The sequence below is a fragment of the Streptomyces sp. ITFR-21 genome (assembly GCF_031844685.1).
GTDB lineage: Bacteria > Actinomycetota > Actinomycetes > Streptomycetales > Streptomycetaceae > Actinacidiphila.
The window spans coordinates 4,874,312-4,900,311 of record NZ_CP134605.1 but is presented as its reverse complement, the minus strand read 5'-3'; the positions used below and the strand labels follow the sequence as shown (position 1 = coordinate 4,900,311).

Below are 26,000 nucleotides of genomic sequence, written 5' to 3'. Positions count from 1 at the left end.
GGGTCGCGCCGGTGGTACGGTCCGGCTCCCGGGCGCGTTCAGCGGTCCTTGACGGTGATGCCGAGGGTCTGAGCGAGCGCGGGTGCCAGGTCGAGGAGCTGGGCGGAGCCGATGACGGCGCCGCGCAGCGAGTCGTGGCCGTCGGCGAGGTCGATGCCGACCGCGCCGCGCAGGTCCGCCTTCGTCAGCGTGGCCCCGGCCAGCCGGACCTGCTCCAGCCGGCTGCCGGGAAAGCCCACGCCGTCCAGCCGGGCGCCGCCGAGGTCGACCTCGCGCAGCACGCAGTCCTCGAAGACCACGTCGTGCAGCGCGGCGGAGCGCAGGTTCACCGAGTCGAGCTTGCAGCGGCGGAGGACCACCCGGCGCAGCACCGAGCCGAACGCCTCGACGCCGGCCAGCGAGCAGCCGGTCAGCGCGGAGTCCAGCCAGTCGCTCTCGACGAGTGAGACGCCGGTGAAGCGGCTGCCCTCGACCCACACGTCGTTGAAGCGGGCCCGGCGCAGATCGGTGCCGCCGAACACGCAGTCGGTGACGGCGGATTCCAGGAACCGGGCGCCGCGGGCCCGGTCGGCGTCCTCGAAGGACAGCCGACCGAAGTGCACGGTGTCGTAGTCCCCTTCGACGGCGAGCGGGCCTTCGTGGCGGCGCAGCAGGTCGGCGTAGGGCAGATCGGCGAGTTCGTCGGCGACGGTCACAGCGTCCAGCGTACGACCCGGTCCCGCCGACCGGCGGGGGGAACCCCTGCTGCGGGGCCGCCGCGCGGCGGTGCCGGAAACCGACACAAGCCGGTACAAGCCGACATGGCGGGGCAAAAGCCCTGCCGGTTGCTAGCGTGGCACCCCATGAGCGCACCGACCGCGACCGCGCCCGCCGCTCCCGCCCGGCCGGCCCCCCGCCGGCCGGCCCGCCGCGGCGTCGAACTGTCGCTGGTCGTGGCCGCGGTCGCCGTCTCGATGTACGGCTACGCCGAGGTGGGACTGGCCACCGACGGGCGGCTGCCGGCGGGCACCGCCGGTTACGCGGCCGGACTGGCCGGGGCGGCGCTGCCGGCCCACCTCGCGGTACGGCTCAGGGCCCGCTACGCCGACCCGCTGCTGCTGCCGATCGCGGTGCTGCTCAACGGCATCGGCCTGGTGCTGATCGGCCGGCTCGACCTGGCGCCGTCGCTCGGCGCGCGGGCGGCGGGCTCCCAGCTGGTGTGGTCGGCGGTCGGGGTGGGGCTGTTCGTCACGGTGGTGCTGGCCCTGCCCGACCACCGGGTGCTGTCCCGGTACGCCTACGTCAGCGTGACGGCGGCACTCGCGCTGCTGGCGGCGCCGATCTTCTTCCCGGCGGTCAACGGCGCCAGGATCTGGATCCGGGTCGCCGGGTCGTCCATCCAGCCGGGAGAGTTCGCCAAGGTGCTGCTCGCGGTGTTCTTCGCCGGCTACCTGTCGGCGAACCGGGCGGCGCTGGCGTACACCGGCCGGCGGCTGGTGCGGTCCCGGCGGCTGCGGTGGCTCCAGGTGCCCACCGGCCGGGTGCTCGGCCCGGTGCTGGCGATCTGGCTGGCGAGCGTCGGGGTGCTGGTGCTGGAGCGCGACCTGGGCACCTCGCTGCTGTTCTTCGGCCTGTTCGTGGTGATGCTGTACGTGGCCACCGGCCGTACCGGCTGGATCGCCGTGGGCCTGCTGCTGGCGGCGGCGGGGGCCTTCACGGCGGGTTCACTGGAGCCGCACGTGCACAGCAGGGTGCAGGACTGGCTGCATCCGTTCGCCACCGTCGACGCCGGGCTCGGCCCCAGCCAGATCGCCCAGTCGCTGTTCGCCTTCGCTAGCGGCGGCGCGCTCGGTACCGGGCTGGGGCAGGGCCACTCGTACCTGATCGGCTTCGCCGCGAAGTCGGACTTCGTCCTGGCGACCGCGGGCGAGGAGCTGGGCCTGGCCGGGCTGTGCGCGGTCCTCCTGCTGTACGCGCTGCTGGTGGCCCGCGGGTTCGGCGCCGGTCTCGCGCTGCGCGACCCGTTCGGGCGGCTGCTGGCGGTCGGACTGGCGTCCCTGCTGGCGCTCCAGGTGTTCGTGATCGCGGGCGGGGTGATGGACCTGATCCCGCTGACCGGCCTGGCGATGCCGTTCCTGGCGCAGGGCGGCTCCTCGGTGGTCACCAACTGGGTCATCGTGGCGCTGCTGGTCCGGATCAGCGACCACGCCCGCCGCCCGGAGCCGGAGCCGCAGCCCGCCACCGGGGCGCCGGGTGCGGCCGCGTGACGGCCGCCGCGCGCCACCGCCGGACCACGTCCGCGACCGGGCGGCGGGCGCCCGTACGGCCGCGGCCCGTACCGCCCGCCGGCCGGGTGCGGCGGCGTGGGCCGGTACGGACCGCGGGGGCCGCCGGGTGAACCGCTGCATCCGGTACGCGGCCGGCTTCTGCGTCCTGCTGCTGGCCGCGCTGCTGGTCAACGCCGGCCGGGTGCAGCTGGTGGAGGCGCGCGCCTACGCCGGCAACCCCGCCGACCGGCGTATCGCGGTGGCGCGCTACCGTCAGCCGCGCGGGGACATCCTGGTCGGCGGCCACCGGGTCACCGGTTCGCGCCGGACCGGCGGGCAGCTGCGGTACGAGCGCACGTACGCCGACGGGCCGCTCTACGCGCCGGTCACCGGCTTCGCGTCGCAGATCTACGGCACGACGCTGCTGGAGGGCACCGAGGACGCACTGCTGGCCGGTACGGACCGCCGGCTGGACTCGGTGCCGCTGTGGCACGAGATCACCCGGGTCCAGCAGCGCGGCGGGGACGTGCACACCACCATCGACCCGGCGGCGCAGCGGGCCGCGGCGGCGGGGCTGGCCGGGCGCAAGGGGGCGGTGGCCGCGCTCGACCCGGCCACCGGGCGGATCCTGGCCCTGGTGTCGTCGCCCTCGTACGACCCGACGGCGCTGGCCGGCGCGGGCCGCGAGGTGACTCGGGCCTGGCGGCGGCTGACCGCCGACGAGGACCAGCCGATGCTGGACCGGGCGATCCGCCAGACCTATCCGCCGGGCTCCACCTTCAAGGTCGTGACGGCCGCCGCCGCCCTCCAAGGCGGCCTGGTGCGGGACCTGCGGGCGCCCACCGACTCACCGGACCCGTACCGGCTGCCCGGCACCGCGGTCTCGCTCGGCAACGAGGGCCCCGGCTGCGCGGACGCCAGCGTGTACGACGCCTTCCGGGTCTCCTGCAACACCGTCTTCGCCAAGCTCGGCGCCGACCTGGGGGCGGACGCGATGGTGGACCAGGCCGAGCGGTTCGGGTTCAACGACACCCGGCTGCGGCTGCCGCCGCGCGTCGCCGAGAGCACCGTGGACACCGCGATGAGCGCGGACCAGGTGGCGCTGTCGGCCATCGGCCAGTTCGACACCACGGCGACGCCGCTCCAGATGGCGATGGTCGCGGCGGCGGTCGGCGACAAAGGCCGGCTGATGCGGCCCCGGCTGGTGGACAAGGTCACCAACCACAGCGGTCTGACGGTCGCGTCCTACCGGCCCGAGCTGCTGCGCCAGGCGGTGAGCGCGAGGACCGCGGGGCAGCTGCGGCAGCTGATGGAGGCGGTGGTGACCGCCGGCACCGGCGCCAACGCGGCCGTTCCCGGCGCGGTGGTGGGCGGCAAGACCGGCACCGCGCAGCACGGCCGGGGCAACGCCGGTACGCCGTACGCCTGGTTCATCGGCTACGCCGTGCCGCGCGGCGCCGCCGCCGCCTCGGTCGCGGTGGCCGTGGTGGTGGAGGACGCGGCGGCGGCGCGGGCGGACGTCTCGGGCGGGGGCGACGCCGCGCCGGTGGCGCGGTCGGTGATGGCGGCGGTGCTCGGCGCGCGGCGCGGCCGGACGGTCCCGCCGGTGTCCGCCCCGCCGCCCGCCCCCGGGCCGCCCGCGGGCTTCGCACCGCCCGCCGGGTCCGGCTCGGCCGCCGGCGTCAGGCGACCGAGGGGAAACTGAACCCGTAGCCCTGCTGCCTGTGCCAGGTCAGCGCCCGGTCCAGCGCCGTGACGGTCTGGCCGCGGTCGCCGCCGCCGGAGAAGGAGGAGGACGAGGCGCTGCGGCCGCCCGCCGCGCCCGGCTCCAGCAGCGCCGGCACCGCGGCCGACGCCCCCACCACCAGGACCGCCGCGACGACCGCCGCCAGGGGCGCCGGGATGAACCGCGCCAAGGTACGTCCGGGTACCGCCATCGCCTGTACCGCCCCTCTGCCGTGCCCGGTCCGTAGACGCCCGCCGCGGGTCGGATCGGACGCACGCACGAGGAGATGCCGGTGACAGGGGTATGGTTCCGCGGTCGCTCCCGGGCGCCCCGGACCGTTGCCGGATCCGGACGTTACGGGTGGATGTCACCGCCGCCCAGGGCGATGGTCCGCGCGACCTCGGCAACGCGGGCGCTCTCCTCCGCCGCGAACCGCTCGGCGTCCAGCCTCTCGGCGACCTCCTCGTCCCGGGCCATCAGCAGGTCCAGGTCGCTGTCGCCGAGTTCCAGCACGCCCATGTCGACGTACGCCTGCTGGAGCCGGGGACCCCACAGGCCGATGTCCTTCACACAGGGCACGATCCGGCTGAACAGCATCCGCCGGAACCGTCGCAGGAACTCCGACCGCTCGGTGAGTTCGGCCGCCTCGGCGGCCGGCACCCCCCAGTTCTCCAGCACCTCCACCCCGCCGAGCCGGTCCCGCATCAGGTAGCAGCCCTCGATCACGAACTCCTCGCGCTCGCGCAGTTCGGCGTCGCCGAGCTGCCGGTAGTAGTCGCGCAGCGCCATCCGGCCGAAGGCGACATGGCGGGCCTCGTCCTGCATGACGTAGGTGAGGATCTGCTGCGGGAGCGGCTTGGTGGTGGTGTCGCGGATCAGGCCGAAGGCGGCCAGCGCGAGCCCTTCGATAAGCACCTGCATGCCGAGGTAGGGCATGTCCCAGCGGGAGTCGCGCAGGGTGTCGCCGAGCAGCGCCTGCAGGCTGTTGTTGACCGGGTAGAGCATGCCGATCTTGTCCCGCAGGAAGCGGCCGTAGATCTCGGCGTGCCGGGCCTCGTCCATGGTCTGGGTCGCCGAGTAGAACTTCGCGTCCAGGTCCGGCACCGACTCCACGATCCGCGCCGCACACACCATGGCGCCCTGCTCGCCGTGCAGGAACTGGCTGAACTGCCAGGCGGTGTGGTGCTGCCGGAGCAGCCCGCGGTCGCGCTCGTTCATCGCGTCCCAGTAGCGGGTGCCGTGCAGGGCCAGCGACTCGTCGGGGGTGCCGAGCGGGTCGTGCGGGTCCACCTCCAGGTCCCAGTCGATCCGGCGGACCGCGTCCCACTGCTTGTCCTTGCCTTTCTGGTAGAGCGCGAGCAGCCGGTCGCGGCCGTCGTCGTACTCCCAGGAGAAGCGGGCGGCGCCCTGGGCCGGCACCTGCCATGACCATTCGGCGGGCGGTTGGGTGTAGAGGCCTTCCGTCGACATCGTCGGCTCCTTCGGCGCGAGGGGTTGACGGCCTTGTTGACACAGAGTCTCATAAGAGCCGTACCCCAGGTAACCCTCGTGCACCGGGAGCCGATTCGCCATGGACGCTGGACCGATCGACCGGGAGAAGACCGCGGAGCGGCTGCTGGCGGCCTCCGCCAGGCACTCCTTCGACCCGGACACCGACCTCGACTGGGACGCGCCCTTCACGGAGGGCGGGTGGTTCTGGCCACCGGAGCTGGTCTCGCTCTACGACACCCCGCTGTGGAAGGCCATGTCGCAGGAGCAGCGGATCGAGCTGAGCCGGCACGAGGCGGCGTCGCTGTGCGCGATGGGGGTGTGGTTCGAGACCATCCTGATGCAGCTGCTGCTGCGCCACACCTACGACCTGGACCCGACGAGCGGTCATGTCCGGTACGCGCTGACCGAGATCGCCGACGAGTGCCGGCACTCCACGATGTTCGCCCGCGCGGTGACGAAGATGGGCACCCCCACCTACCGGCCCAGCCGGCGCGACCACCGGCTGGGCCGGGTGCTCAAGTCGGCCTCCACCACGCCGGGTTCGTTCGCCGGCACCCTGCTGGCCGAGGAGATCCTGGACTGGATGCAGCGGCTGGCCTTCCCCGACGAGCGGGTCCAGCCGTTCGTCCGGGACGTCACCCGGATCCACGTGGTGGAGGAGGCGCGGCACATCCGGTACGCCCGCGAGGAGCTGCGGCGGCAGATGGCGACCGCGCCGCGCTGGGAGGCGGAGCTGACCCGCTTCACCTCCGCCGAGGCGGCCCGGGTGATAGCCCGCTCGCTGATAAGCCCGCGGGTCTACGCCGCGGTGGGCCTGGACCCGGTGCGGGCGGTGGAGGTGGCGCGTACCAGTGCCCACCGGCGGGAAATCATGCGGAAGTCGGCGCGCCGGCTGATGGACTTCTTCGACGAGGTCGGGCTGCTGCACGGCCCGAGCCGGCGGCTGTGGCGCTCCTCAGGGCTGCTGGCCTGATAACCCGCGGGCGGCGGGAGACCGGCGGGCGGCGGGAGCGGCAGGGGCGGCGCGGCAGGCGGCAGGCGGCAGGCGGCAGGCGGCAGGCGGCAGGCGGCAGGCGGCTCAGCGCAGCAGGTGGGCGACGGTCGGCAGCAGCGGCAGCAGCCGGGCGGCGAGTTCGCCCGCGGGGCTGTCCGGGGTCTCCTGGGCCAGCGCCCGCCGGGCTGCCAGCGCCGCCACCGGGTCGGTGGTGGCGGTCACCAGCAGCAGCCCGGTGAAGTGGTCCACCAGCCAGTCCCGCAGCTGGTCGCGCGGGGTGCGCTTGCCCTCGTCGAGCCAGGTCAGCGAGACCGCCTCGACGGCGGCGATCCAGGAGCGGACCATCATTGTCAGCCGGGGGCCGGCGACGGGGGCGGGGGCGGGGGCGGAGGCAGGTGCCGGGGAGGAGGCAGGTGCCGGGGAGGGGCCGGCGAGGGCGGCGGCACCCGGGCCGACCGCACCGGGACCGGCGCCGGGCCCGCCGCCGGGGCCCGTGACGCCCAGATGGCGCAGCACCTGCTCGGCGGCCCGGCGGCGTACGTCGTCCACGATCGCCACGGTGCGGCGGGTCTCGGCGACGCCGCCGCCGCGCAACAGCGCCCCGTACGCCGCGTCGTGCTCGTCGACGTAGGCGAGGTAGCGGTCCAGGGCGTCGGCGAGCCGCCGGGTGGGCGGGCCGTGCGGCGGTACGGCGAACCGGCCGATCAGCTCGCGGGCCGCCCCGCGCACCGCGGCCTCGTACAACTGCTGCCTGCCGCCGGGGAAGTAGCGGTAGACCAGCGGCCTGGAGACGCCGGCCGCGGCGGCCACGTCGTCCACCGAGACGTCCTCGGGGCGGCGGTGGCCGAAGAGGTCGACGGCCGCGGCCAGCAACTGGGCCCGGCGCTGCTCGACGCTCATCCGGCGGTACGCGGGCGCCGCCCTGCTGGTCATGGGCGAAGCCTAGCTCCCGGTCACCGCCGGGGGCGGGTACCCACCGGGCGGGCCTGCCACGGCGGAGCGCCGTGGCATTCTGGGGCGGTGAGACACGAGAGGACCGAGTTCGTCGGCGGCCCGCTGGACGGGCGGGTACTGGACGTGCTGGTGGGGATGACCGGGCAGCCGCCGCGGGTCTACACCGTGCCGGTGCCCGCGCCCGAGGGCGGCGGCCCGGAGCGGGTGCACGCCTACCGCCGCGAGCCGAACCCGGGCCCGCGCGGCGAGCGCCGCACCCGCTGGGTCTTCGTCCACGACCCGGCCGGCGGCCGTCCCGACCGGCTGAAGTGGCCCTGGTCCAGGGGCGCGTGAGCGGGGCCCCGGCGGGCCCGGGATTGGATACGGAACTGGTCCGGACCATTGACACGATTGGTCTGGACCTGTTTGCTGCGCGATGACACGCGCCCCCTCACAGAAGGAGCATCCGCCCATGCTCACCTCTGCGTCACGTGCGCCGCGCACGAGATCCGCGCCGCGCAGGAGATCCCTCGTCGCCGCCTCCGCCGCGCTCGCCGGAGCCGTCGCGGTCGGCGGCCTGGTCGCCCTGGCGCCCTCGGCCAGCGCGGGCGAGTTCCTCGGCAACGGCGGCTTCGAGACCGGCACCCTGTCCGGCTGGACCTGCGACGCGGGCAGCTCGGCCGTCACCGGCCAGGCACACAGCGGCACCTGGGCGCTGAAGGCGACGCCCACCTCCAGCGCCACCGGCCAGTGCGAGCAGACGGTGGGCGTGGCGCCCAGCACCACGTACACCCTCACCGCCCAGGTCAAGGGCTCCTACGTCTACATCGGCGTGGACGGCGGCACCAGCACCTGGACCCCCGGCACGGGCAGCGGCTACGGGCAGCTGAGCGTGTCCTTCACCACCACCGCGAGCCAGACCAGCGCGGCGGTCTACGTGCACGGGTGGTACGGGCAGCCGGTGTACTACGCCGACGACATCTCGCTCCAGGGTCCGGGCGGCGGCAGCACCACCCCGCCGCCCACCACACCGCCCACCACACCGCCCCCGACGACGCCACCGACCACCCCACCCCCGACGACGCCCCCGCCGACAACGACGCCGCCCACCACACCGCCGCCGACCACCCCGCCCCCCACCTCACCGCCGCCCTCCGGCGGCCTGCCCACCCACGCACTGGTCGGCTACCTGCACGAGACCTTCGCCAACGGCTCCGGCTACCTGAAGCTTGCCGACGTCCCCGACAGCTGGGACGTCATCGACCTGGCCTTCGGCGAGACCGACTCCCCCACCTCCGGCAGCATCCACTTCAACCGCTGCTCGGTGGGCGAGTGCCCGTCGGTGGAGTCCGACGCCGACTTCAAGGCCGCGATCCAGGCCAAGCAGGCCAAGGGCAAGAAGGTGCTGCTGTCCATCGGCGGCGCCAACGGCGAGGTCCAGCTGACCACCACCGCGGCCCGCGACGCCTTCGTGTCGTCGGTGGGCTCGATCGTCGACAAGTGGGGCCTGAACGGGATCGACATCGACTTCGAGGGCCACTCGCTGTCCCTCAACACCGGCGACACCGACTTCAAGAACCCGACCACCCCGGTGATCGTCAACCTGATCTCGGCGCTGAAGTCGCTCAAGGCCCGCTACGGCAGCGGCTTCGTGCTGACCATGGCGCCGGAGACCTTCTTCGTCCAGATGGGCTACCAGTACTACGGCTCGGGCCCCTGGGGCGGCCAGGACCCGCGCTGCGGGGCCTACCTGCCGGTGATCTACGCGCTGCGCGACGACCTGACGCTGCTGCACGTCCAGGACTACAACTCCGGCTCGATCATGGGCCTGGACAACCAGTACCACTCCATGGGCGGCGCGGACTTCCACATCGCGATGACCGACATGCTGCTCACCGGCTTTCCGGTCGCGGGCAACACCGCCAACGTCTTCCCGGCGCTGGCCCCCTCCCAGGTCGCCATCGGCCTGCCCGCCTCGACCAACGCCGGCAACGGCTACACCGCGCCCGCGCAGGTCGACCAGGCGCTCGACTGCCTGACCAAGAAGACCAACTGCGGCGGCTACGGCACCCACGGCACCTGGCCGGCCCTGCGCGGTCTGATGACCTGGTCGGTGAACTGGGACAAGTTCAGCAACTGGGAGTTCCAGCGCACCTTCGACGGCTACTTCGGCAGCTGACCCGGCGCGTCCCCCCGCACGCGTACGGCCCGGTCCCCGAGGGCGGTGGCCGGGCCGTACGTCTGTCTGCGCGCGCTCCGGTCACTCCCGGGAGTGACCGGAGCGGGCACGAACCGCCACTTCTCCCGCACTTCTGTCGAAAATATTACCAACCATGGCAGGATGCCGACGACAGACGTGTTACCGAACGGTTACCCGAGGTGAGGGGATACCAGTGGCCCGACGGACCGGCGGACGGCTCCGCGCCGCGGTGGCGGGCGGCGCGCTGCTCACCGCGGCGGTGCTCGCCCTGCCCGCCGCCGGACAGGCCGCCGCCCGGCCGGACGACCCGCCGGCCGGGCCCGACGTGCCGCTCACCGAGCTGCTGACCCGGCTCAAGACGTCCTACCTGCGCACCGAGACGGCCACCGAGTCCTACGACCGGGCCGCGGAGGCCGCCGCCCGGCAGCGGGCCGACGCCGAGCGGATGGACCGGCAGCTCGCCGACCAGCGGGTGGTGGTGGCCGCGGCCCGGGACGAACTCGGGCTGATGGCCCGCCAGATGTACCGGGACGGCGGGGTGTCGCCGTTCCTGTCGATGCTCACCGGCCGGACCCCGCAGGACTTCTTCGCCCAGCGGCACACCCTCCAGCGGGCCGCCGGCCGCCAGCGCGACGTGCTGGGCGAGCTGACCAGGAGCGAGGCCCGGCTGAAGGCGCTGAACGCCACGGCGCAGCGGGCGCTGGACGCCGCCCGGCACACCCGCGACGTGCTGGCCGCCCGCAAGAAGCAGGTCGAGACCGGGCTGCGGCAGGTGGAGGCGACGCTCGCCGGGCTCACCGGCGCGCAGAGCGAGGCGCTGCGGACGCTGGAGGAGCGCGGCGACGCCGAGGCGCAGACCGACTTCCTGGACTCCAGGGCACTCGGCGACGACCCCGCCGGACGCGCCCCCTCCGCGCCCGGCGACCGGGCCGTCGGCTACGCCTTCGCGCAGCTCGGCAAGCCCTACGTCTGGGGCGCCCAGGGCCCGGCCTCCTTCGACTGCTCCGGGCTCACCTCGCAGGCGTGGGCGCACGCGGGGATCGCCGTGCCGCGGACCAGCCAGGGGCAGTGGGCCGCGCTGAAGCACGTGCCGCTGCGCCGGCTGCGCCCCGGCGACCTGGTGGTGTACTTCAAGAACGCCACCCATGTGGCGCTCTACGTCGGCGACGGCCTGGTCGTCCAGGCGCCCCGGCCGGGCGCCACCGTCCGGGTCTCGCCGATCGCCGCCGACCCGATCCTCGGCGCGGTCCGCCCGGACCCCGGCAGGCAGCCACTGAAGGACTACCGTCCGAGGTCCGTACCGCGCGGGCACGGCGGCCGGTAGCGGTCACGGCGCCGCCGCCCGCCCGGCGTCCGCCCGGAAGGCGGCTTGCCGGACGCTTCTAGCGCGCGGCGGGCTGGGCCACGTCCGCGAGGTACCCGGCGGCCTTCTCCGGCTCGTAGAACCAGTGCTCGAAGTCGGCCGGGTCGTCGAAGCCGTTGGCGAACCGCTCGGCCACCGGCGGGAGTTCGCCGGCCGCGCCGATCAGGCCGAGGACGTGCTCAGGCGGCGGCGCGAGCATCGCGTTGGTCCACTTGGTGACCGGCGCCGCCAGCGACCAGTAGTGGTCGAAGGTGCTCTGCATCCATTCGCGGTCGAACGGCCGGTCGGCCCGCGCCACGATGTCGGCGAGGTACGAGGCCGCGCACCGGGCCGCGTTGTTAGAACCCTGGCCGGTGATCGGGTCGTTGGCCACCACCACGTCGGCGACGCCCAGCACCGGTGCGCCCGACGGCAGTTCGCCGACCGGCCGGCGTACCGTCGGCGCGTACCGCCCGGACAGCGTGCCGTGTGCGTCGGTCAGTTCGACGCGGGTCGCGCGCTCGTACTCCCACGGGGTGAAGCGGCGCATCAGCTCCAGCGTCAGCCGCAGGTGCTCCTCGGGGTCCTTGACCGTCTGGAAGGCGTCGAGCGGGCCGCCGGGGACGCCCTCCCAGAAGAGGATGTCGGCCGGCCCGGTGGTGGTCAGGGTCGGCATCACGAACAACTCGCCCACGCCCGGCACCAGGTTGCAGCGCACCGCGAGCATGTCCGGGTGTTCGGGGCGCGGTCCGAGCCCGTGCACGTAGGCGACGGCGAGGGCCCGCTGCGGGGCGTCGTAGGGCGAACGGGAGGCGTCCCGGCCGAACATGGAGACCAGCTCGCCCTTGCCCGCCGCCACCAGCACCAGGTCGTAGGCACGGGCGAAGTAGTCCAGGTCGGAGACGGCCACGCCGTGGAGGACGACCCTGCCGCCGCGTTCGGCGAAGGTCTCCAGCCAGCCGGCCATCTTCACCCGCTGGTCCACCGACTGGGCGTAGCCGCGCAGCCGGCCCACCCAGTCGATCGGACGGGAGGCGTCGGGGGCGGAGACCGAGACGCCGACCCCCTCGATCCTGGGAGCCTGGCGCTCCCAGAAGTTCAGGCCCAGGTCCCGTTCGTGCTGCAGCGCGGTGGTGAACATGCACTGGGTCGACATGACCCGGCCGCTTCGTATCTCATCGGCCGTGCGGTTGGACATGACGGTGACGTCATAGCCCTGGGACTGGAGGCCCAGGGCGAGTTGGAGACCGGCCTGACCGGCCCCGACGATGAGTATCTTGCGCACAGCGGCTCGCTATCTGGCAGTCGGGATTACGCCTGGTAATCGCAAGAGCAATGGATAACGGCAACGTTATCGGGCCGAACGGGTGTGGCTAAAGGGGCTGTTCGTTCATCGCGTGGGCGACGAGCGACAGCAGCGCCTCCACCACCGAGTACCGCTGGCGGGCGTCGATGATCTGCACCGGGATGTGCGTCGGCACGGCCAGCGCCTCCCGTACGTCGTCGGCCGTGTACTCGGCGGTGCCCTCGAACTGGTTGACCGCGACGGTGTACGGCAGACCGGTGCCCTCGAAGTAGTCCAGCGCGGGGAAGCAGTCGGCCAGCCGCCGGGTGTCGGCGAGCACCACCGCGCCTATCGCGCCGCGCACCAGGTCGTCCCACATGAACCAGAACCGCTGCTGCCCCGGGGTGCCGAACACGTACAGCACCAGATCCTGGTCGAGGGTGATCCGGCCGAAGTCCATGGCGACCGTGGTCGTCGTCTTGTCCGGGGTCGCGGCCAGGTCGTCCACCGCCTCGCTGGCCTGTGTCATCACCGCCTCGGTGGTCAGCGGGGTGATCTCGGAGACCGCGCCGACGAACGTGGTCTTGCCCACGCCGAAGCCGCCGGCCACGACGATCTTCGTGGAGACCGGGGCACGACCGCGTTCGGTCTGCCAGTCCTGCAGGCCCTCCTGCTGGTCAAAGCCTGCGAAGTCCACTGAGCACCCTTTCGAGCAGTGCGCGGTCCGGCCGGCCGGGCCCGTGCCCGGTGCCGTACACGCGGATTCTTCCCTGGTCGGCCAGATCGCTGATCAGGACCCGGACGACGCCGAGCGGCATGCTCAGCAGCGCGGAGATCTCGGCCACCGACCGCATTCTGCGGCACAGTTCGACGATCGCGCGAAATTCCGGCATGACACGCTCGGTCCAGCTGCCCCTGGTGAGAGCCGGCTGTTCCTCCGCAGCGTCGATCGTAGCGACGAAGGTCTCGACAAGCAGCACATGGCCGAACCGGGTTCGGCCGCCGGTCAGGGTGTAGGGCCGGACCCTGGACGTCCGGCGGTCGGCACCGCGGTGGGGCAGGGCGGCCATCAGTGGGCACTCTCCATTACCTGGCGCAGCTCGCTGCGCAGCGCCGGGGTCAGGACGTGCCCGGCCCGGCCGACGAACAGTGCCATGTGGTAGCCGACCACGGTGATGTCGCAGTCGGCGGTGGCGTGCACGCCCAGCAGCGAGCCGTCGCTGATGGCGGTCACGAACAGCATGCCGTCCGCCATCGCGACGGTGGTCTGCCGGACCTTGCCGCCGTCCATCAGCCGGGCCGCGCCGACGGTGAGGCTGGCCAGGCCGGAGACCACCGCGGCCAGGTCCATCGGGCTGTCGGCCGACGGCCGCGCCGGGCCGTCCGGTGCGGGCGCCGCCGGCGCCGTCTGCTCCTCGGTCTGCGAGCTGAGCAGCAGCAGGCCGTCGGAGGAGACCACGGCGATCGAGTGGACGCCGGGTACCTCCTCCACGAAGTTCTGCAGCAGCCACCGGATGTTGCGTGCTTCGTGGCTCAGTTCACTGGTGTGCGTGCGGACCGCGTTCAACGGGTCGCCTCCTCGGCGCTATCAGCTGGGCCTGCGTGTGCGGCTTCCCCGGTGTCCCCCTGAGTGCTTCTTCGTACCCGTGGTGCCTCCGGCACGGGCGCGGACTGCGGCACGGGCCACGCGGCGGGCGGCGGCTGCGGTGCGGGCGCGGGCGCGGGCCGCTGGGCCGGTGCCGCCGCCGGCAGCGGTTCCGGTGCCGGCGGTCCGGGCGCGGCGTGCCGCCGGGTGGCGGGGCGCTGCGGCGCCGGCGGCTCGGTCCGCGGCCTGGGCGGCTGGTCCGCGGCGCCGGCCGGGCCGGCCGTCGGGCCGGTACCGGCGCTGATCTCGTGCTCGGCGTCGCGCCGGCCGGCCTGCAGTCCCCGCTGCAACCCGCCCAGCTTGCGGCGCAGTTCGGCCGCGTCCACCGGTCCGCCGCGCGGTCGCCGCGGCCCCTGTACGAGCACGTCGCCCATCCCGGCCGGCCGCGGCACCCGCTGCGGCAGCCTCCTGGTGGCCGGCGCCTCGCCGCCGGCCCCGGCCTCCGGCCCGGCCCGGTCGTGCCGCACGGCTTCGGCGGCGCGGGCGGACTGCTCGGGTTGCGCGGGTTGCGCGGGTCGCGCCGCCTGCACGGGCTGCCCGGCCGGTACCCGCCGGGCCAGCGGGGACGGCCGGTCCTGCGGTACGGCGGCGGGCCCGGCGAACGGCTGCGGAACGGATCGCGCCGCCGCGGGCGCGGTGTCGGGGCCGCTGTCCGGTCCCGGGGCGGGCGCGGCGCGGCGGCCGGTGACCTGGGCGCCGGCCAGCGCGGCCTCGATCGGGGTGGCGGGCGGCTCCTGCGGGTCGACCGCGGGCAGCAGCCGCTGCGGCAGGACCACGACGGCCGCGGTGCCGCCGACCGCCTGGGGGCGCAGCTGGGTGCGGACGCCGTGCCGCTGGGCCAGTCGGGCGACCACGTACAGGCCCATGCCGGCGGCGGTGCCGGGCGGCGCCGGGCGGGGATCGGCGAGCAGCTCGTTGAGCTCGTTCAGCCGCTCGTCGGGCATCCCGATGCCGGAGTCCTCGACCGAGAGCATCACCTCGCCGTTCTCCAGCAGCCAGCCGGAGAGGTGGACGGAGGCGGCCGGCGCGGAGAACCCGGTCGCGTTGTCCAGGAGTTCGGCGATCAGGTGGCTGATGTCGTCGGCGGCCCGGCCGGCCACCCGGACGTCGGGCATGGTCTGGATGTGCACCCGTTCGTACCGCTCGACCTCGGAGATCGCGGCGCGGGCCACGTCGACCAGCGCGACCGGGCGGGCGGTGGCGCCGTGGCTGTGCTCGGTGCCGGTCAGCACCAGCAGGTTCTCGCTGTTGCGGCGCATCCGGGTGGCGAGGTGGTCGAGCCGGAACAGCTGGTCGAGCCGTTCCGGCTCCTGCTCGCGGTCCTCCAGCGCCTCGATCAGGGCGAGTTGGCGCTCGACCAGGCCGAGGGTGCGCAGGCCGAGGTTGACGTAGGTGACGTGGGCGGCGTTGCGGGCGCTGGCCTCGGTGAACCGGCCGGCGAGCTCCTCGCGGCTGCGCAGCAGGTCGTCCCTGGTCCGCAGCAGGCCATCGCGCTCGGCGGTCAGCGCGTTGTGCGCCGCGGACAGCGCGTCGCGTTCCGCGGCGAGTTCGTGGACCCGGGCGCGCAGTGCCTGCGCTTCCTGGGTGAGCGCGTTGGCCCGCCGGGCGACGGCGGCGAACTCGTCGCGGCCGAGCACCCTGGCGCCCTGGCCGCTCTCGCCGTCCGCACGCGACCAGCGGTGCAGCGCGGCCAGCGGCCGGGTGACGCTGCGGAACAGCGAGACGAGCACGCCGGCGAACAGGATCAGGCACAGCGCGACCAGCGCGACCCGCAGTTCCAGGACGGTGACCTGGTGGTCGCGGTGGTCGGCGGCCCGCCGGGCCTCGTCGGCCGCCGCGGACGCCTCGACGCTGCGCATCAGGGCGAGCCGGGCGGTGAGCGCCCGGTCGGTGGCGTCGGCGCCCAGTCCGCGGTCGGCGCCGGTGAGCGCGGGGCCGTCGAGGAGTTCGGCGAGGTCGCGGTCCGCGGCGGCGGCGTCGGCGCCGTTGACCGTCTGGTCGTAGCGGGCGCGCAGGGCGGCGGGCGCGGTGGCCCGGAAGTCGGCGAGCGCGGCCTGCTCCTGGAGGTGCGCGGCCTGCGCGGCGGCGACCGGGCCGCGCCGGCTGCCGCCGGCGGCGAGCGCGCCGACCAGCAGTCCGCGCTGCCGGGCGGCGGCGTCCACCGCCCGGCCGAGCGGCGCGGTGACCGGTCCGCAGAGTCTGCCGAGGGCGTCGATCAGCGGCTGGTAGCCGGCGACGACGGCCTGCGGGCCGCCTTTGCCGCTGTCGGCCGCCGCGCGGGCGGCGGGCAGCGCGGCCAGCGCGGTCCGCACCTCGGCGGGTGCGCCGGGAGCCACGTCCCGGGCCTGGCGGTCGGCGTTCGACCGGTCGGTGGCCAGCCGGTCCCGGCCGACGGGGCCGCCGCCCGCGCGGATCGCCGCGTCGTCCCGCTCGTCGGCGAGGTCGTGGGCCAGTACGACGGCGCGGGCGGCCAGCCGGGCCGCGTCCACCTGCTCCTGGGCCGCTGACAGGTCGTGCCCGGCGAGGGCCACGCCCGGCGTGGCGGCGGCCAGGAGCGCGGCGGCGCAGCCGAGCAGCGCGGCGAGCATGCGCCGCCTGACCCGCCCTTCGCGTCGCGGGTGACGTCCTTCACGCAATGTCGGTGCTCGCAATCACGTATCGCCCGGGGCCGGGGCCGGGGTGTCCCCCGGGAATATGCAGAAGTCCCTCCGACCCTTGCAGCCCTGCCGGGAGGGGGGCCAGGCGTCCCTCCCCCGGACACCCGAACGAGTGAATCGCACAGGTGAGTTGACCGACAAGTCCGGCACCGGGGGCCAGACTGCCCCGGCCCGGCGGTCCCCTGGCGTCCGGCAGCGGGCTTTGGCAGGATACGCACCCGCAGCCACGGTGATCTTGGTCCGGACCGGGTGCGCGGCTCTCCCGGCCGCCGGGAGCCGCCGGTACCGGCCGGTGCCGGCGGGAACCGCCGGGGGTCCGGCACACTGGCCGCATGCGGATCGAGACGGCGACCGAACCCGGCCGCCCCGAGGTGCCCAACGAGGACTTCGTGTCCGTCGCGCTGCCCGCCGGCGGGCGGGGCGGGACGGTGGTCCTGCTGGACGGGGTGACGCCCCCGCCCGGCAACGGGGACTGCCGCCACTCGGTGCCCTGGTTCACCGCCCGGCTGGGCGGCGCGCTGCTCGAACTGTCCGTCGCGCGGCCCGCGGTGCCCTTGGCCGCGTGTCTCGCCGAGGCCATCTCCCGCACCGCCGACGCGCATCGCGCGACCTGTGATCTTTCTCACCCACTGACCCCACAGGCCACGGTGGTCGCGGTGCGCTGGGGCGGGGCGGAGGTGGAGCACCTGGTGCTGTCGGACTCGGCGCTGCTTCTCCAGGCGCCGGACGGCTCGGTGACGCCGGTACTGGACGACCGGATCGACCGGCTGCGGGCGGCGGGCGTGCCGGTGGCGCCGCTGCGCAATCTGGACGGCGGCTTCTTCACCGCCGCCGCGGACCCGGCGGTGGTCTCCCGCGCGGTGACCGGCCGTACCCCGGCCGCCGGGGTACGGGCGCTGGCGGCGCTCACCGACGGCGCGGCCCGGGGCGTGGAGGTCTTCGGCGGCGACGACTGGCCGGGCGTCTTCGCCCTGCTCCAGGAGGCGGGTCCGCGGGCCCTGATCGCCCGCGTGCGGTCCCTGGAGGACGCCGACCCGGCGGGAGTGCGCGTGCCCCGCGGCAAACCCTACGACGACGCCACGGCGGTGCTGGTGGAGTTCTGAGGGCCGTCGGCCGCGGCGGCTACGGGGGGCCCTCGCCGAACGGAAGGCCGTTCAGCTCGTGCAGCAGCCTGGAGAGTTCGGCGACCTCGGCCTGGTCCCAGGCGGCCAGCCGGCGCAGATACTGCTCGCGGCGGGCGGTGCGGACCCGGGTGAAGCGGTCGCCGCCCTCGGCGGTCAGCCGCATCAGGTAGGCGCGGCCGTCGGCGGGGTCGGGCTCGCGGGCGACCAGGCCGAGCTCCTCCAGGGCGCGCAGCTGCCGGCTCATGGTGGCCTTGCCGACCCCGAAGTACCCGGCCAGGTCGGTGGCGCGGGCCGGCTCGGCCTCCGCCAGCCGGGCCAGCAGTCCGTACGCGGCCGGCTCCAGCTCCGGGTGCACCGCCCTGGCCAGTTCGCCGGACGCCGCCCCGGCCCGCCGGAACAGCACCGACAGCTCCCGCTCCAGCGCGTCCGTCCCCCACTCCGGCACCCCGCCCGCCGGGGCGCCGGCGGCTCCCGCGCCGGCGGGCGGACCCGCCGGGTCCGGCACGCGGGCGGGCTCCCGCCGGCCGTCCGGCGCGCGCTCCTCGGCGTCGGTCACAGACTCCCCGCTTTCAACACCTGAAACTTCTCTCCACCCACGGCGGTTTCCGCAGCGCGCCAAGTATTTCGCAGGAGTAGACCAACGGCGGTTCAAGGCCCCTCTTTCCACGCGCGTAGCGTCCGACGTACCGTCAGATCTGTCATGGCCCAATCAAGGTCATGCCGAGTCCCCCCCTGCCATCTGGAGGCACGCATGTCCCACGGAGGTCTCTCCGTCGTGCACGGCACCGGCTCGGCCCGGACCAGGCTCGCGCTGCTGGCCGGTCTCTTCGTCACCCTGCTCGCCTTGGTCCTGACCGCCCCGGGGACCGCCCACGCGGCCGGCGGCGGCCGCCTCGCCCACCCCGACCTGGACTGGATGGGCTCCACCGTCCGCGCCCACGAGGGCTCCGCCCGCCCGGCCGGCGGCGGCGCGGCGTCCCTGCTGGCCACCCAGACGCCGGGCCTGGACGTCTCGAACTACCAGGGCAGCGTCGACTGGGCGGCCACCTGGGCGGCCGGCGCCCGGTTCGCCTATGTCAAGGCCACCGAGGGCGTCTCGTACACCAGCCCGTCGTTCGCCCAGCAGTACAACGGCTCCTACAACGTCGGCATGGTCCGCGGCTCGTACCACTTCGCCCTGCCGGACGTCTCGGCCGGCGCCACCCAGGCCGACTACTTCATCGCGCACGGCGGCGGCTGGTCGGCCGACGGCAGGACGCTGCCGGGCGCGCTGGACATCGAGTACAACCCGTACGGCGCGACCTGCTACGGGCTGAGCGCCAGCGGCATGGTCGGCTGGATCTCCGCGTTCAGCAACGAGTACCACGCCCGTACCGGCCGCTACCCGACGATCTACAGCACCACCAGCTGGTGGACGCAGTGCACCGGCAACAGCGCCGCCTTCGCCGGCACCAACGCGCTGTGGATCGCCCGCTACAGCACCGCGGTCGGCGCCCTGCCGGCCGGCTGGGGCTACCAGACCATCTGGCAGTTCGCCGACTCCGGCACCTTCCCCGGTGACCAGGACCGGTTCAACGGCGCGCAGGACCGGCTCCAGGCGTACGCGGCGGGCTGATCCGCGCCGCTCCCGCGGCGCCCCAGGACGCGGGCCGCCCCCCGCCCGGTCGCCGGGCGGGGGGCTGGGACGCGCCGCCGCGCGGTCGCGGGGGCGGGCGGCCCTACGCGGCCACCTGCACCGGGTCCCCGCCGGTCGCGGCGGCGGACGCGGTCACGGCGGCGGGCTCCAGCGCCAGCTTCAGTACCTGGCGCACGTCGCTCACCGGGTGCACCTCCAGCGCCTGGAGGATCTCGGCCGGAACGTCGTCCAGGTCGGGCTCGTTGCGCTTGGGGATGATCACCGTGGTGATCCCGGCCCGGTGGGCGGCCAGCAGCTTCTGCTTGACCCCGCCGATCGGCAGCACCCGGCCGGTCAGCGACACCTCACCGGTCATCGCCACATCGGTGCGCACCCGCCGTCCCGACAGCAGCGAGGCCAGCGCGGACGTCATCGTCACACCGGCGCTCGGGCCGTCCTTGGGGACGGCGCCGGCCGGCACGTGCAGGTGCACCCCGCGCTCCTTCAGGTCGCCGACCGGCAGCTCCAGCTCGGCGCCGTGCGAGCGCAGGAAGGACAGCGCGATCTGCGCCGACTCCTTCATCACGTCGCCCAGCTGGCCGGTGAGCTGCAGGCCCGCGCCGCCGGACTCCGGGTCGGCCAGCGACGCCTCGATGTAGAGCACGTCACCGCCCGCCCCGGTGACCGCGAGACCGGTGGCCACACCCGGCACCGCGGTCCGCCGCTCCTCCGGGTCCTGCGCGGACTCCGGCACGTGGTGCGGCCGGCCGATCAGCGCCCGCAGGTCCGCCGAGGTCACGGTGAAGGGCAGTTGCCGGTCGCCCAGTTCGTGCCGGGCCGCGATCTTCCGCAGGATCCGGGCGAGGGTCCGCTCCAGGTTCCGCACGCCCGCCTCACGGGTGTACTCGGTGGTCAGCCTGCGCAGCGCGTCCTCGGCCAGGGCCACCTCCTCGGCGGCCAGTCCGGCCCGCTCCAGCTGACGCGGCAGCAGGTGGTCACGGGCGATGACGATCTTCTCGTCCTCGGTGTAGCCGTCCAGCCGGACCAGCTCCATCCGGTCCAGCAGCGGCTCGGGGATGGCCTCCAGGACGTTGGCGGTGGCCAGGAACACCACGTCCGACAGGTCCAGTTCGACCTCCAGGTAGTGGTCCCGGAAGGTGTGGTTCTGCGCCGGGTCGAGGACCTCCAGCAGAGCCGCGGCCGGGTCGCCCCGGTAGTCGGAGCCGACCTTGTCGACCTCGTCGAGCAGCACCACCGGGTTCATCGACCCGGCCTCCTTGATCGCCCGGACGATCCGGCCGGGCAGCGCGCCGACGTACGTCCTGCGGTGGCCGCGGATCTCCGCCTCGTCGCGGACACCGCCGAGCGCCACCCGGACGAACGTGCGGCCCATGGCGCGGGCCACCGACTCGCCGAGCGAGGTCTTGCCGACACCGGGCGGGCCGACCAGGGCCAGCACCGCGCCGCCGCGGCGGCCTCCCACCACGCCCAGGCCGCGGTCGGCCCGGCGCTTGCGGACGGCCAGGTACTCGGTGATGCGCTCCTTGACGTCGTCCAGTCCGGCGTGGTCGGCGTCCAGGACGGCGCGGGCGCCCGCCACGTCGTAGGTGTCCTCGGTGGTGGTGTTCCACGGCAGTTCGAGGACGGTGTCCAGCCAGGTGCGGATCCAGCTGCCCTCGGGGGAGGCGTCCGAGGAGCGCTCCAGCTTCCCGACCTCCTTCAGGGCCGCCTCGCGGACGTTCTCCGGCAGGTCGGCGGCCTCCACCCGGGCGCGGTAGTCGTCGCCCTCGTTCTCCGGGTCGCCCTTGAGCTCGGCGAGCTCCTTGCGGACGGCTTCGAGCTGCTGGCGGAGCAGGAACTCCCGCTGCTGCTTCTCCATGCCCTCCTGCACGTCCTTGCGGATGGTCTCGGCCACGTCCTGCTCGGCGAGGTGGTCGCGCAGCCACTGGATGGCCAGCCGCAGCCGGGCCACCGGTTCGGTGGTCTCCAGCAGCTCGACGCGCTGTTCGGTGGTCAGGTAGGGGCTGTAGCCGGAGTTGTCGGCGAGCTGGCCCACGTCCTCGATCTGCTGGACGCGGTCCACGACCTGCCAGGCGCCGCGCTTGCGCAGCCAGCTGGTGGCCAGTGCCTTGTACTCCTTCATCAGCTCGGCGACGGTGCCGGGCGCCTCCGCGGCGGGCGGCTCCGCCACCGGGGTGCCCTCCACCCACAGGGCCGCGCCGGGGCCGGTGGTGCCGGCGCCGATCCTGATCCGGGACCGGCCGCGGATCACCGCGCCGGGGTCGCCGTCCGACAGCCGGCCGACCTGCTCGACGGTGCCGAGCGTGCCGACCGCGGTGTACTTCCCGTCCACCCGCGGCACCAGCAGTACCTGGGGCTTCCCCGGCCCCGGCCCGCCGTGCGCCGCCTGGGCGGCCTCCACCGCGGCGCGCACCTCGGAGTCCGTCAGGTCCAGCGGGACCACCATGCCGGGCAGCACGACCTCGTCGTCCAGCGGGAGGACGGGCAGGGTGAGAGGGTTGGGGGTCCGGGGCTCAAACGCCATGATCGCTCCCTTTGCAAGCAAGTTGAGTACACCTGGCTCAATGCTGCGAAGGGCTCCGGTGTTCCCGGCCGCGTGTTCGCCGAGAGCGATCTCCCCGGCCCGCGGCGGCGGGGTGTCGGCGGGCGGGCGGCAGTGGGCGGCGGGCGGCCTCTCAGTCGCGGGCGCGCAGGAACGCCGAGGTGGCCACCCGGCCGAGCATCTCGAAGCGGGTCGGGCCGGCCAGGTGCTCGTCGGCCGCCTCCTGGACGCCCGCCCAGCCGGGGTCGCCGTAGTCGTCGAGCACGACGATGCCGCCGGGAGCGGCGATCAGCTCGGCCCATTCCAGGTCTGCGGCCACCCCCGCCGCCGTGTGGTCGCCGTCGACGACGATGACCCCGTATTTGCGGTCGGAGACGGCCTCGCGGACGGCCGGGTCGCCGGACAGGCCCTGGTGGACCCGGGCCAGTTCGCCCGCGGTGCCGCCGAGGGCGAGGTTGGCGCGGACCACGTCCAGCCGGACCGGGGTGCCGGTGGGCTCGGCGCCGGAGGCGGTGCCCGGCTGGAGCTGGCTGCCGGCCAGCGGGTCGACGACGGTCAGCCGCGGCTCGACGCCGGCCCGGTGCATCATCCGCAGCATCGCGGCGGAGAAGAGCCCGAAGAGGGTGCCGATCTCCAGCACGTCGCCGTTGGGCGGGTCGAGCAGCGGGATGGCGGCGAGCTTGCCGCACACGTTCGCGGTGGTGCCGGCCAGCCGGCCGAGCCCCAGCGACTCCAGGGCGATGACGCTGCGGAAGGCGGCCGCGGCGTCGCGGCGGGCGAAACGGGCGTCCTTCCCCGACACCGCGGCGATCTCCCGTACCAGCTCCTCGTGCTCCTGCCGGGTGGGCGTCCGGTTCCCGGACCGGCCGACCCGCTCGAAGAGCAGGTCGAAGGCGAACTGCCGGACGCGCAGCCCGGTCACCTCCTCGCGCAGGGACCCCAGTTCCTCGCGCAGGCCGTCCAGCTCCCTGCGGAGCGCCTCGCGGGCCTCACGGTCGCCGTACGCGGCCCGGTCGAGGTCCTTGCGCAGCCGGCTGACCGGCCGCTGCACCCGCTGGTCGACCAACGAGGCGGCCGGACGCAGCAGACGCCGCGCCACGGGGTTCTTGAAAAGGGATGACATGCGCGGAACCTACGCACGGGCGGCTCCGGTGTCCATTGCCCGCCGGCCAACGCTCACGGAGGTCCCGGTGTGCGGGCCGTGAACGGCGCCCGCCGGGAAGACCCCGCGGCGCCCCTTTTCACCCGCCGGTGTGCGCTCCCCCGCCGGCTTCTCCACAGCCTCCCGCCAGTTGTCCACAGCCCCCGCCTCCCGGTCCGCGCCGGCCCCGCGCCTCCGCCAGAATGGACCCATGCCGTCACCGCCCGACACCGCCGCCTCACCCGTCGTCCTCGACCGCCGCGAGGGTCCGTACGGCGAAGTCGTGCTGCGGCGGCGCGGCGAGCGGTTCGAGATCATCGCCAACGGCTGCTTCCTGATGGACACCTCCGACGGCCGGTCCGAGCGGCTGCTGGTCGACGCCGCCCTCGAAGCGCTGGACGGGGACGGCGACCGCGGCCGTACGTCCGGCCCGGACCACACCCCCGACCGGAACGGGGACGGGGACCGTACGAGCGGCCCGGACCTGCTGATCGGCGGCCTCGGCGTCGGCTTCTCGCTGGCCAGGGCCGCCGCCGAGCCCCGCTGGGGCCGGATCGCGGTGGTGGAGCGGGAGGACGCGGTGGTGGCCTGGCACCGGACCGGGCCGCTGGCCCGCTTCTCCGCGCACGCGCTGGACGACCCCCGGGTGCGGGTGCTCCACCAGGACCTGGTGGCGTACGTCCGCACCTCCTCCGACACCTACGACGCGCTGTGCCTGGACATCGACAACGGCCCGGACTGGACAGTCACCGAGAACAACGACAGTCTCTACACTCCCAGCGGCCTCGCCGCCTGCCGGGGCCGCCTCCGTCCCGGCGGAGTCCTCGCCGTCTGGTCGGCGCAGCCGTCGGCCGCCTTCGAGACGGCGCTGCGGGACGCCGGCTTCGACCGGGTGCGCACCATCGAGATCCAGGTCGCCCGCGGGGTGCCGGACGTGGTGCACATAGCCGTCACGGCGTGAAGGCGTCGTAGTCAGGCCCGCGGACGGCCCCGTACGCTGCCCGTATTCAGGACGACTTTGTGGGGCGGAAGTGGACAGCACGCAGACTCCGGGCGCGCAGCGCCGGGTGCTGGTCGTCGAGGACGACCAGACGATAACGCAGGCCATCGCGGCCCGGCTGCAGGCGGAGGGATTCTCGGTACGGACCGCGGGCGACGGCCCGTCCGCCGTGGACTCGGCCCACTCCTGGCGCCCGGACCTGCTGGTCCTCGACGTGATGCTGCCCGGCTTCGACGGCCTGGAGGTCTGCCGCCGGGTGCAGGCCGACCGGCCGGTCCCGGTACTGATGCTCACCGCCCGCGACGACGAGACCGACATGCTGGTGGGGCTCGGGGTGGGCGCCGACGACTACATGACCAAGCCGTTCTCCATGCGGGAGCTGGCTGCCCGGGTGCACGTCCTGCTGCGCCGGATGGAGCGCGCGGCGACCGCGGCGCACAGCCCGCGCGGCGCCAGTATCCAGCTCGGCGACCTGGAGATCGACCACGCCCAGCGCCGGGTCCGGGTCGGCGGCTCGGACATCCACCTGACCCCCACCGAGTTCGAGCTGCTGGTGTGCCTCGCCCAGCAGCCGCGGGCGGTGCTCTCCCGCGAGCAGCTGCTGGCCGAGGTGTGGGACTGGGCCGACGCCTCCGGCACCCGTACCGTCGACAGCCACGTCAAGGCGCTGCGCCGCAAGATCGGCGCCGAGCGGATCCGTACCGTGCACGGTGTGGGCTACGCGCTGGAGACCCCGGCGCCATGAGCGCCAAGGCCGCCGCCCCGGGCGGGGGGACCAGGCGCGCGGTGAGCTGGCGGCGGCGGATATGGGCGGCGCTGCGGCCCTGGGACCCCTTCCGCTCGATCAAGGCGGCGCTTCAGCTGCTGGTGATCGTCTCGGTGCTGATCACCACCCTGCTGGTGACGGTGGCCATCCGCTCGGCCACCGAGCTGCGGGTGATCACCATCTTCTCGATCATCGCCTCGCTGCTGATCAGCCAGATCGTCGCCACCAACCTGACCGCGCCGCTGCGTGAGATGACCGCGGTGGCCCGCGCGATGGCCGGCGGCGACTACAGCCGCCGGGTGAGCCGCAGGCGCCGCGACGAGGTCGGCGAACTGGCCGGCACCTTCAACCGGATGGCCGCCGACCTGGCCGCCGCCGACCGGCACCGCAAAGAGCTGGTGGCGAACGTCTCGCACGAGCTGCGCACCCCGATCGCCGCGCTGCGGGCGGTGCTGGAGAACGTGGTGGACGGGGTCTCGGCCGCCGACCCGGAGACCATGCGGCTGGCGTTGCAGCAGACCGAGCGGCTCGGCAAGCTGGTCAGCCAGCTGCTGGACCTGTCCCGGCTGGACAGCGGGGCGGTCCGGCTGGACGCCAAGCGGTTCGAGGTGTGGCCGTACCTGTCGGCGGTGATCAAGACCGCGAGCCTGGGCATGGGCAGCGCCAAGCCGACCGGCTCCCGGTCCCGGCCGCGCGCCGACGTCCACCTGCACCTGGACGTCTCGCCGCCCGAGCTGGTCGCCTACGCCGACGGCGAGCGGCTGCACCAGGTGGTGGCCAACCTGGTGGACAACGCGGTCAAGCACAGCCCGCCCGGCGGCCGGGTCACGGTACGGGCCCGCGGCGGCACCGCGCCCGGCAGCCTCCTGCTGGACGTTCGCGACGAGGGGCCCGGCATCCCGGAGGCGGACCGGGTCCGGGTCTTCGACCGCTTCCACCGCGGCTCCCACCCGGGCGGCGACGGCGGTACGGGACTGGGCCTGGCCATCGCGCGCTGGGCGGTGGATCTGCACGGCGGCCGGATCGAGGTGGCCGAATCCCCGCGCGGCTGCCGGATCCTCGTCACCCTTCCAGGTGGACCCTCGGTGCAACATTGACGCGGTTCAGGCACCATGGAGGTGCGCTGCCCGGCCGGCGCGCGGCCGTCGACGCCCGCGCGCTACCCGCATAGCGCGGGTGAACCCTGAAGAGGGACCACTTTCCCGCCAGGAATGGCGGTGAAACCAGGTTCCGGGTGTGACTTGCGCGACGAGTGGACCCCCGGGCCTGCGA

The 26,000-nt window shown here is 74.6% G+C and carries 23 protein-coding genes; 11 read left to right on the top strand and 12 right to left on the bottom strand.

The features are described from left to right. Positions 1 to 38: 38 nt before the first annotated feature. Positions 39 to 695, bottom strand: a complete 657-nt coding sequence (locus RLT57_RS22085) for a pentapeptide repeat-containing protein (protein WP_311299019.1) — start codon at positions 693 to 695, stop codon at positions 39 to 41. Positions 696 to 842: 147 nt separating this feature from the next. Between RLT57_RS22085 and RLT57_RS22080 the strand changes: the two genes are divergently transcribed. Next, positions 843 to 2,246 (top strand): FtsW/RodA/SpoVE family cell cycle protein, encoded by a 1,404-nt coding sequence (locus tag RLT57_RS22080; protein ID WP_311299018.1) that lies wholly within the window; start codon positions 843 to 845, stop codon positions 2,244 to 2,246. A gap of 127 nt (positions 2,247 to 2,373) precedes the next feature. After that, a complete protein-coding gene (locus RLT57_RS22075; RefSeq protein ID WP_311299017.1) occupies positions 2,374 to 3,951 on the top strand; it encodes a penicillin-binding transpeptidase domain-containing protein in 1,578 nt (525 codons plus the stop codon). Here the strand turns inward: RLT57_RS22075 and RLT57_RS22070 are convergent. Both RLT57_RS22070 and RLT57_RS22065 read right to left on the bottom strand, forming a co-directional pair. Next, positions 3,929 to 4,183 (bottom strand): hypothetical protein, encoded by a 255-nt coding sequence (locus RLT57_RS22070; RefSeq protein ID WP_311299016.1) that lies wholly within the window; start codon positions 4,181 to 4,183, stop codon positions 3,929 to 3,931. The genes RLT57_RS22075 and RLT57_RS22070 overlap by 23 nt on opposite strands. 143 nt (positions 4,184 to 4,326) lie before the next feature. Beyond that, entirely contained in the window at positions 4,327 to 5,442 is a 1,116-nt protein-coding gene (locus RLT57_RS22065; protein ID WP_311299015.1) for a ferritin-like domain-containing protein, read from the bottom strand. 100 nt (positions 5,443 to 5,542) lie between these two features. On the opposite strand from RLT57_RS22065, the gene RLT57_RS22060 reads away from it, so the two are divergent. Continuing rightward, positions 5,543 to 6,436, top strand: a complete 894-nt coding sequence (locus RLT57_RS22060) for an AurF N-oxygenase family protein (RefSeq protein WP_311299014.1) — start codon at positions 5,543 to 5,545, stop codon at positions 6,434 to 6,436. A gap of 105 nt (positions 6,437 to 6,541) precedes the next feature. Here the strand turns inward: RLT57_RS22060 and RLT57_RS22055 are convergent, their stop codons facing one another. Further along, a complete protein-coding gene (locus RLT57_RS22055) occupies positions 6,542 to 7,390 on the bottom strand; it encodes a TetR/AcrR family transcriptional regulator (RefSeq protein WP_311299013.1) in 849 nt (282 codons plus the stop codon). 87 nt (positions 7,391 to 7,477) lie between these two features. On the opposite strand from RLT57_RS22055, the gene RLT57_RS22050 reads away from it, so the two are divergent. The 3 genes from RLT57_RS22050 (at position 7,478) to RLT57_RS22040 (ending at position 10,914) form a co-directional block, all read left to right on the top strand. Beyond that, positions 7,478 to 7,744 carry a hypothetical protein gene (locus RLT57_RS22050; RefSeq protein WP_311299012.1) on the top strand — a complete coding sequence of 89 codons (267 nt, stop codon included), beginning with the start codon at positions 7,478 to 7,480 and terminating at the stop codon, positions 7,742 to 7,744. 118 nt (positions 7,745 to 7,862) lie between these two features. Next, a complete protein-coding gene (locus RLT57_RS22045) occupies positions 7,863 to 9,569 on the top strand; it encodes a chitinase (RefSeq protein WP_311299011.1) in 1,707 nt (568 codons plus the stop codon). A 214-nt stretch (positions 9,570 to 9,783) separates the two neighbouring features. Then, complete coding sequence (locus RLT57_RS22040; RefSeq protein ID WP_311299010.1) at positions 9,784 to 10,914, top strand: C40 family peptidase; 1,131 nt, start codon at positions 9,784 to 9,786, stop codon at positions 10,912 to 10,914. 58 nt (positions 10,915 to 10,972) lie between these two features. On the opposite strand, the gene RLT57_RS22035 is transcribed toward RLT57_RS22040, so the two are convergent. The 5 genes from RLT57_RS22035 to RLT57_RS22015 all read right to left on the bottom strand — a co-directional run bounded on the left by RLT57_RS22035 (position 10,973) and on the right by RLT57_RS22015 (position 16,450). Then, complete coding sequence (locus RLT57_RS22035) at positions 10,973 to 12,217, bottom strand: styrene monooxygenase/indole monooxygenase family protein (protein ID WP_311299009.1); 1,245 nt, start codon at positions 12,215 to 12,217, stop codon at positions 10,973 to 10,975. Positions 12,218 to 12,305: 88 nt separating this feature from the next. Further along, complete coding sequence (locus tag RLT57_RS22030) at positions 12,306 to 12,914, bottom strand: GTP-binding protein (protein ID WP_311299008.1); 609 nt, start codon at positions 12,912 to 12,914, stop codon at positions 12,306 to 12,308. Beyond that, complete coding sequence (locus RLT57_RS22025; protein ID WP_311299007.1) at positions 12,895 to 13,287, bottom strand: DUF742 domain-containing protein; 393 nt, start codon at positions 13,285 to 13,287, stop codon at positions 12,895 to 12,897. Before RLT57_RS22025 ends, RLT57_RS22030 begins: the two co-directional genes overlap by 20 nt. Then, the gene (locus RLT57_RS22020) at positions 13,287 to 13,784 is read right to left on the bottom strand and encodes a roadblock/LC7 domain-containing protein (protein ID WP_311299006.1); all 498 of its coding nucleotides are present in this window, start codon (positions 13,782 to 13,784) and stop codon (positions 13,287 to 13,289) included. The genes RLT57_RS22025 and RLT57_RS22020 overlap by 1 nt, the downstream gene beginning before the upstream one ends. Further along, entirely contained in the window at positions 13,781 to 16,450 is a 2,670-nt protein-coding gene (locus tag RLT57_RS22015; RefSeq protein WP_311299005.1) for a nitrate- and nitrite sensing domain-containing protein, read from the bottom strand. Before RLT57_RS22015 ends, RLT57_RS22020 begins: the two co-directional genes overlap by 4 nt. 401 nt (positions 16,451 to 16,851) lie before the next feature. Between RLT57_RS22015 and RLT57_RS22010 the strand changes: the two genes are divergently transcribed. After that, entirely contained in the window at positions 16,852 to 17,622 is a 771-nt protein-coding gene (locus RLT57_RS22010; RefSeq protein ID WP_311299004.1) for a hypothetical protein, read from the top strand. Between the two features lie 19 nt (positions 17,623 to 17,641). Here RLT57_RS22010 and RLT57_RS22005 read toward each other — a convergent pair whose 3' ends face one another. Beyond that, entirely contained in the window at positions 17,642 to 18,088 is a 447-nt protein-coding gene (locus tag RLT57_RS22005) for a MarR family winged helix-turn-helix transcriptional regulator (protein WP_311300805.1), read from the bottom strand. A gap of 306 nt (positions 18,089 to 18,394) precedes the next feature. On the opposite strand from RLT57_RS22005, the gene RLT57_RS22000 reads away from it, so the two are divergent. Further along, positions 18,395 to 19,258, top strand: coding sequence for a lysozyme (locus RLT57_RS22000; protein ID WP_311299003.1), 864 nt, complete (start codon positions 18,395 to 18,397; stop codon positions 19,256 to 19,258). Positions 19,259 to 19,361: 103 nt separating this feature from the next. On the opposite strand, the gene lon is transcribed toward RLT57_RS22000, so the two are convergent. Together lon and RLT57_RS21990 are read right to left on the bottom strand one after the other, a co-directional pair. Beyond that, positions 19,362 to 21,803 carry an endopeptidase La gene (lon, locus tag RLT57_RS21995; protein ID WP_311299002.1) on the bottom strand — a complete coding sequence of 814 codons (2,442 nt, stop codon included), beginning with the start codon at positions 21,801 to 21,803 and terminating at the stop codon, positions 19,362 to 19,364. Between the two features lie 151 nt (positions 21,804 to 21,954). Beyond that, a complete protein-coding gene (locus RLT57_RS21990; RefSeq protein ID WP_311299001.1) occupies positions 21,955 to 22,944 on the bottom strand; it encodes a class I SAM-dependent methyltransferase in 990 nt (329 codons plus the stop codon). Positions 22,945 to 23,173: 229 nt separating this feature from the next. Between RLT57_RS21990 and RLT57_RS21985 the strand changes: the two genes are divergently transcribed. The 3 genes from RLT57_RS21985 to RLT57_RS21975 all read left to right on the top strand — a co-directional run bounded on the left by RLT57_RS21985 (position 23,174) and on the right by RLT57_RS21975 (position 25,825). Next, positions 23,174 to 23,923, top strand: coding sequence for a spermidine synthase (locus tag RLT57_RS21985; RefSeq protein ID WP_311299000.1), 750 nt, complete (start codon positions 23,174 to 23,176; stop codon positions 23,921 to 23,923). Between the two features lie 70 nt (positions 23,924 to 23,993). Continuing rightward, a complete protein-coding gene (locus tag RLT57_RS21980) occupies positions 23,994 to 24,707 on the top strand; it encodes a response regulator transcription factor (RefSeq protein WP_311298998.1) in 714 nt (237 codons plus the stop codon). Continuing rightward, entirely contained in the window at positions 24,704 to 25,825 is a 1,122-nt protein-coding gene (locus RLT57_RS21975; RefSeq protein ID WP_311298997.1) for a HAMP domain-containing sensor histidine kinase, read from the top strand. Before RLT57_RS21980 ends, RLT57_RS21975 begins: the two co-directional genes overlap by 4 nt. Positions 25,826 to 26,000 lie beyond the last annotated feature (175 nt).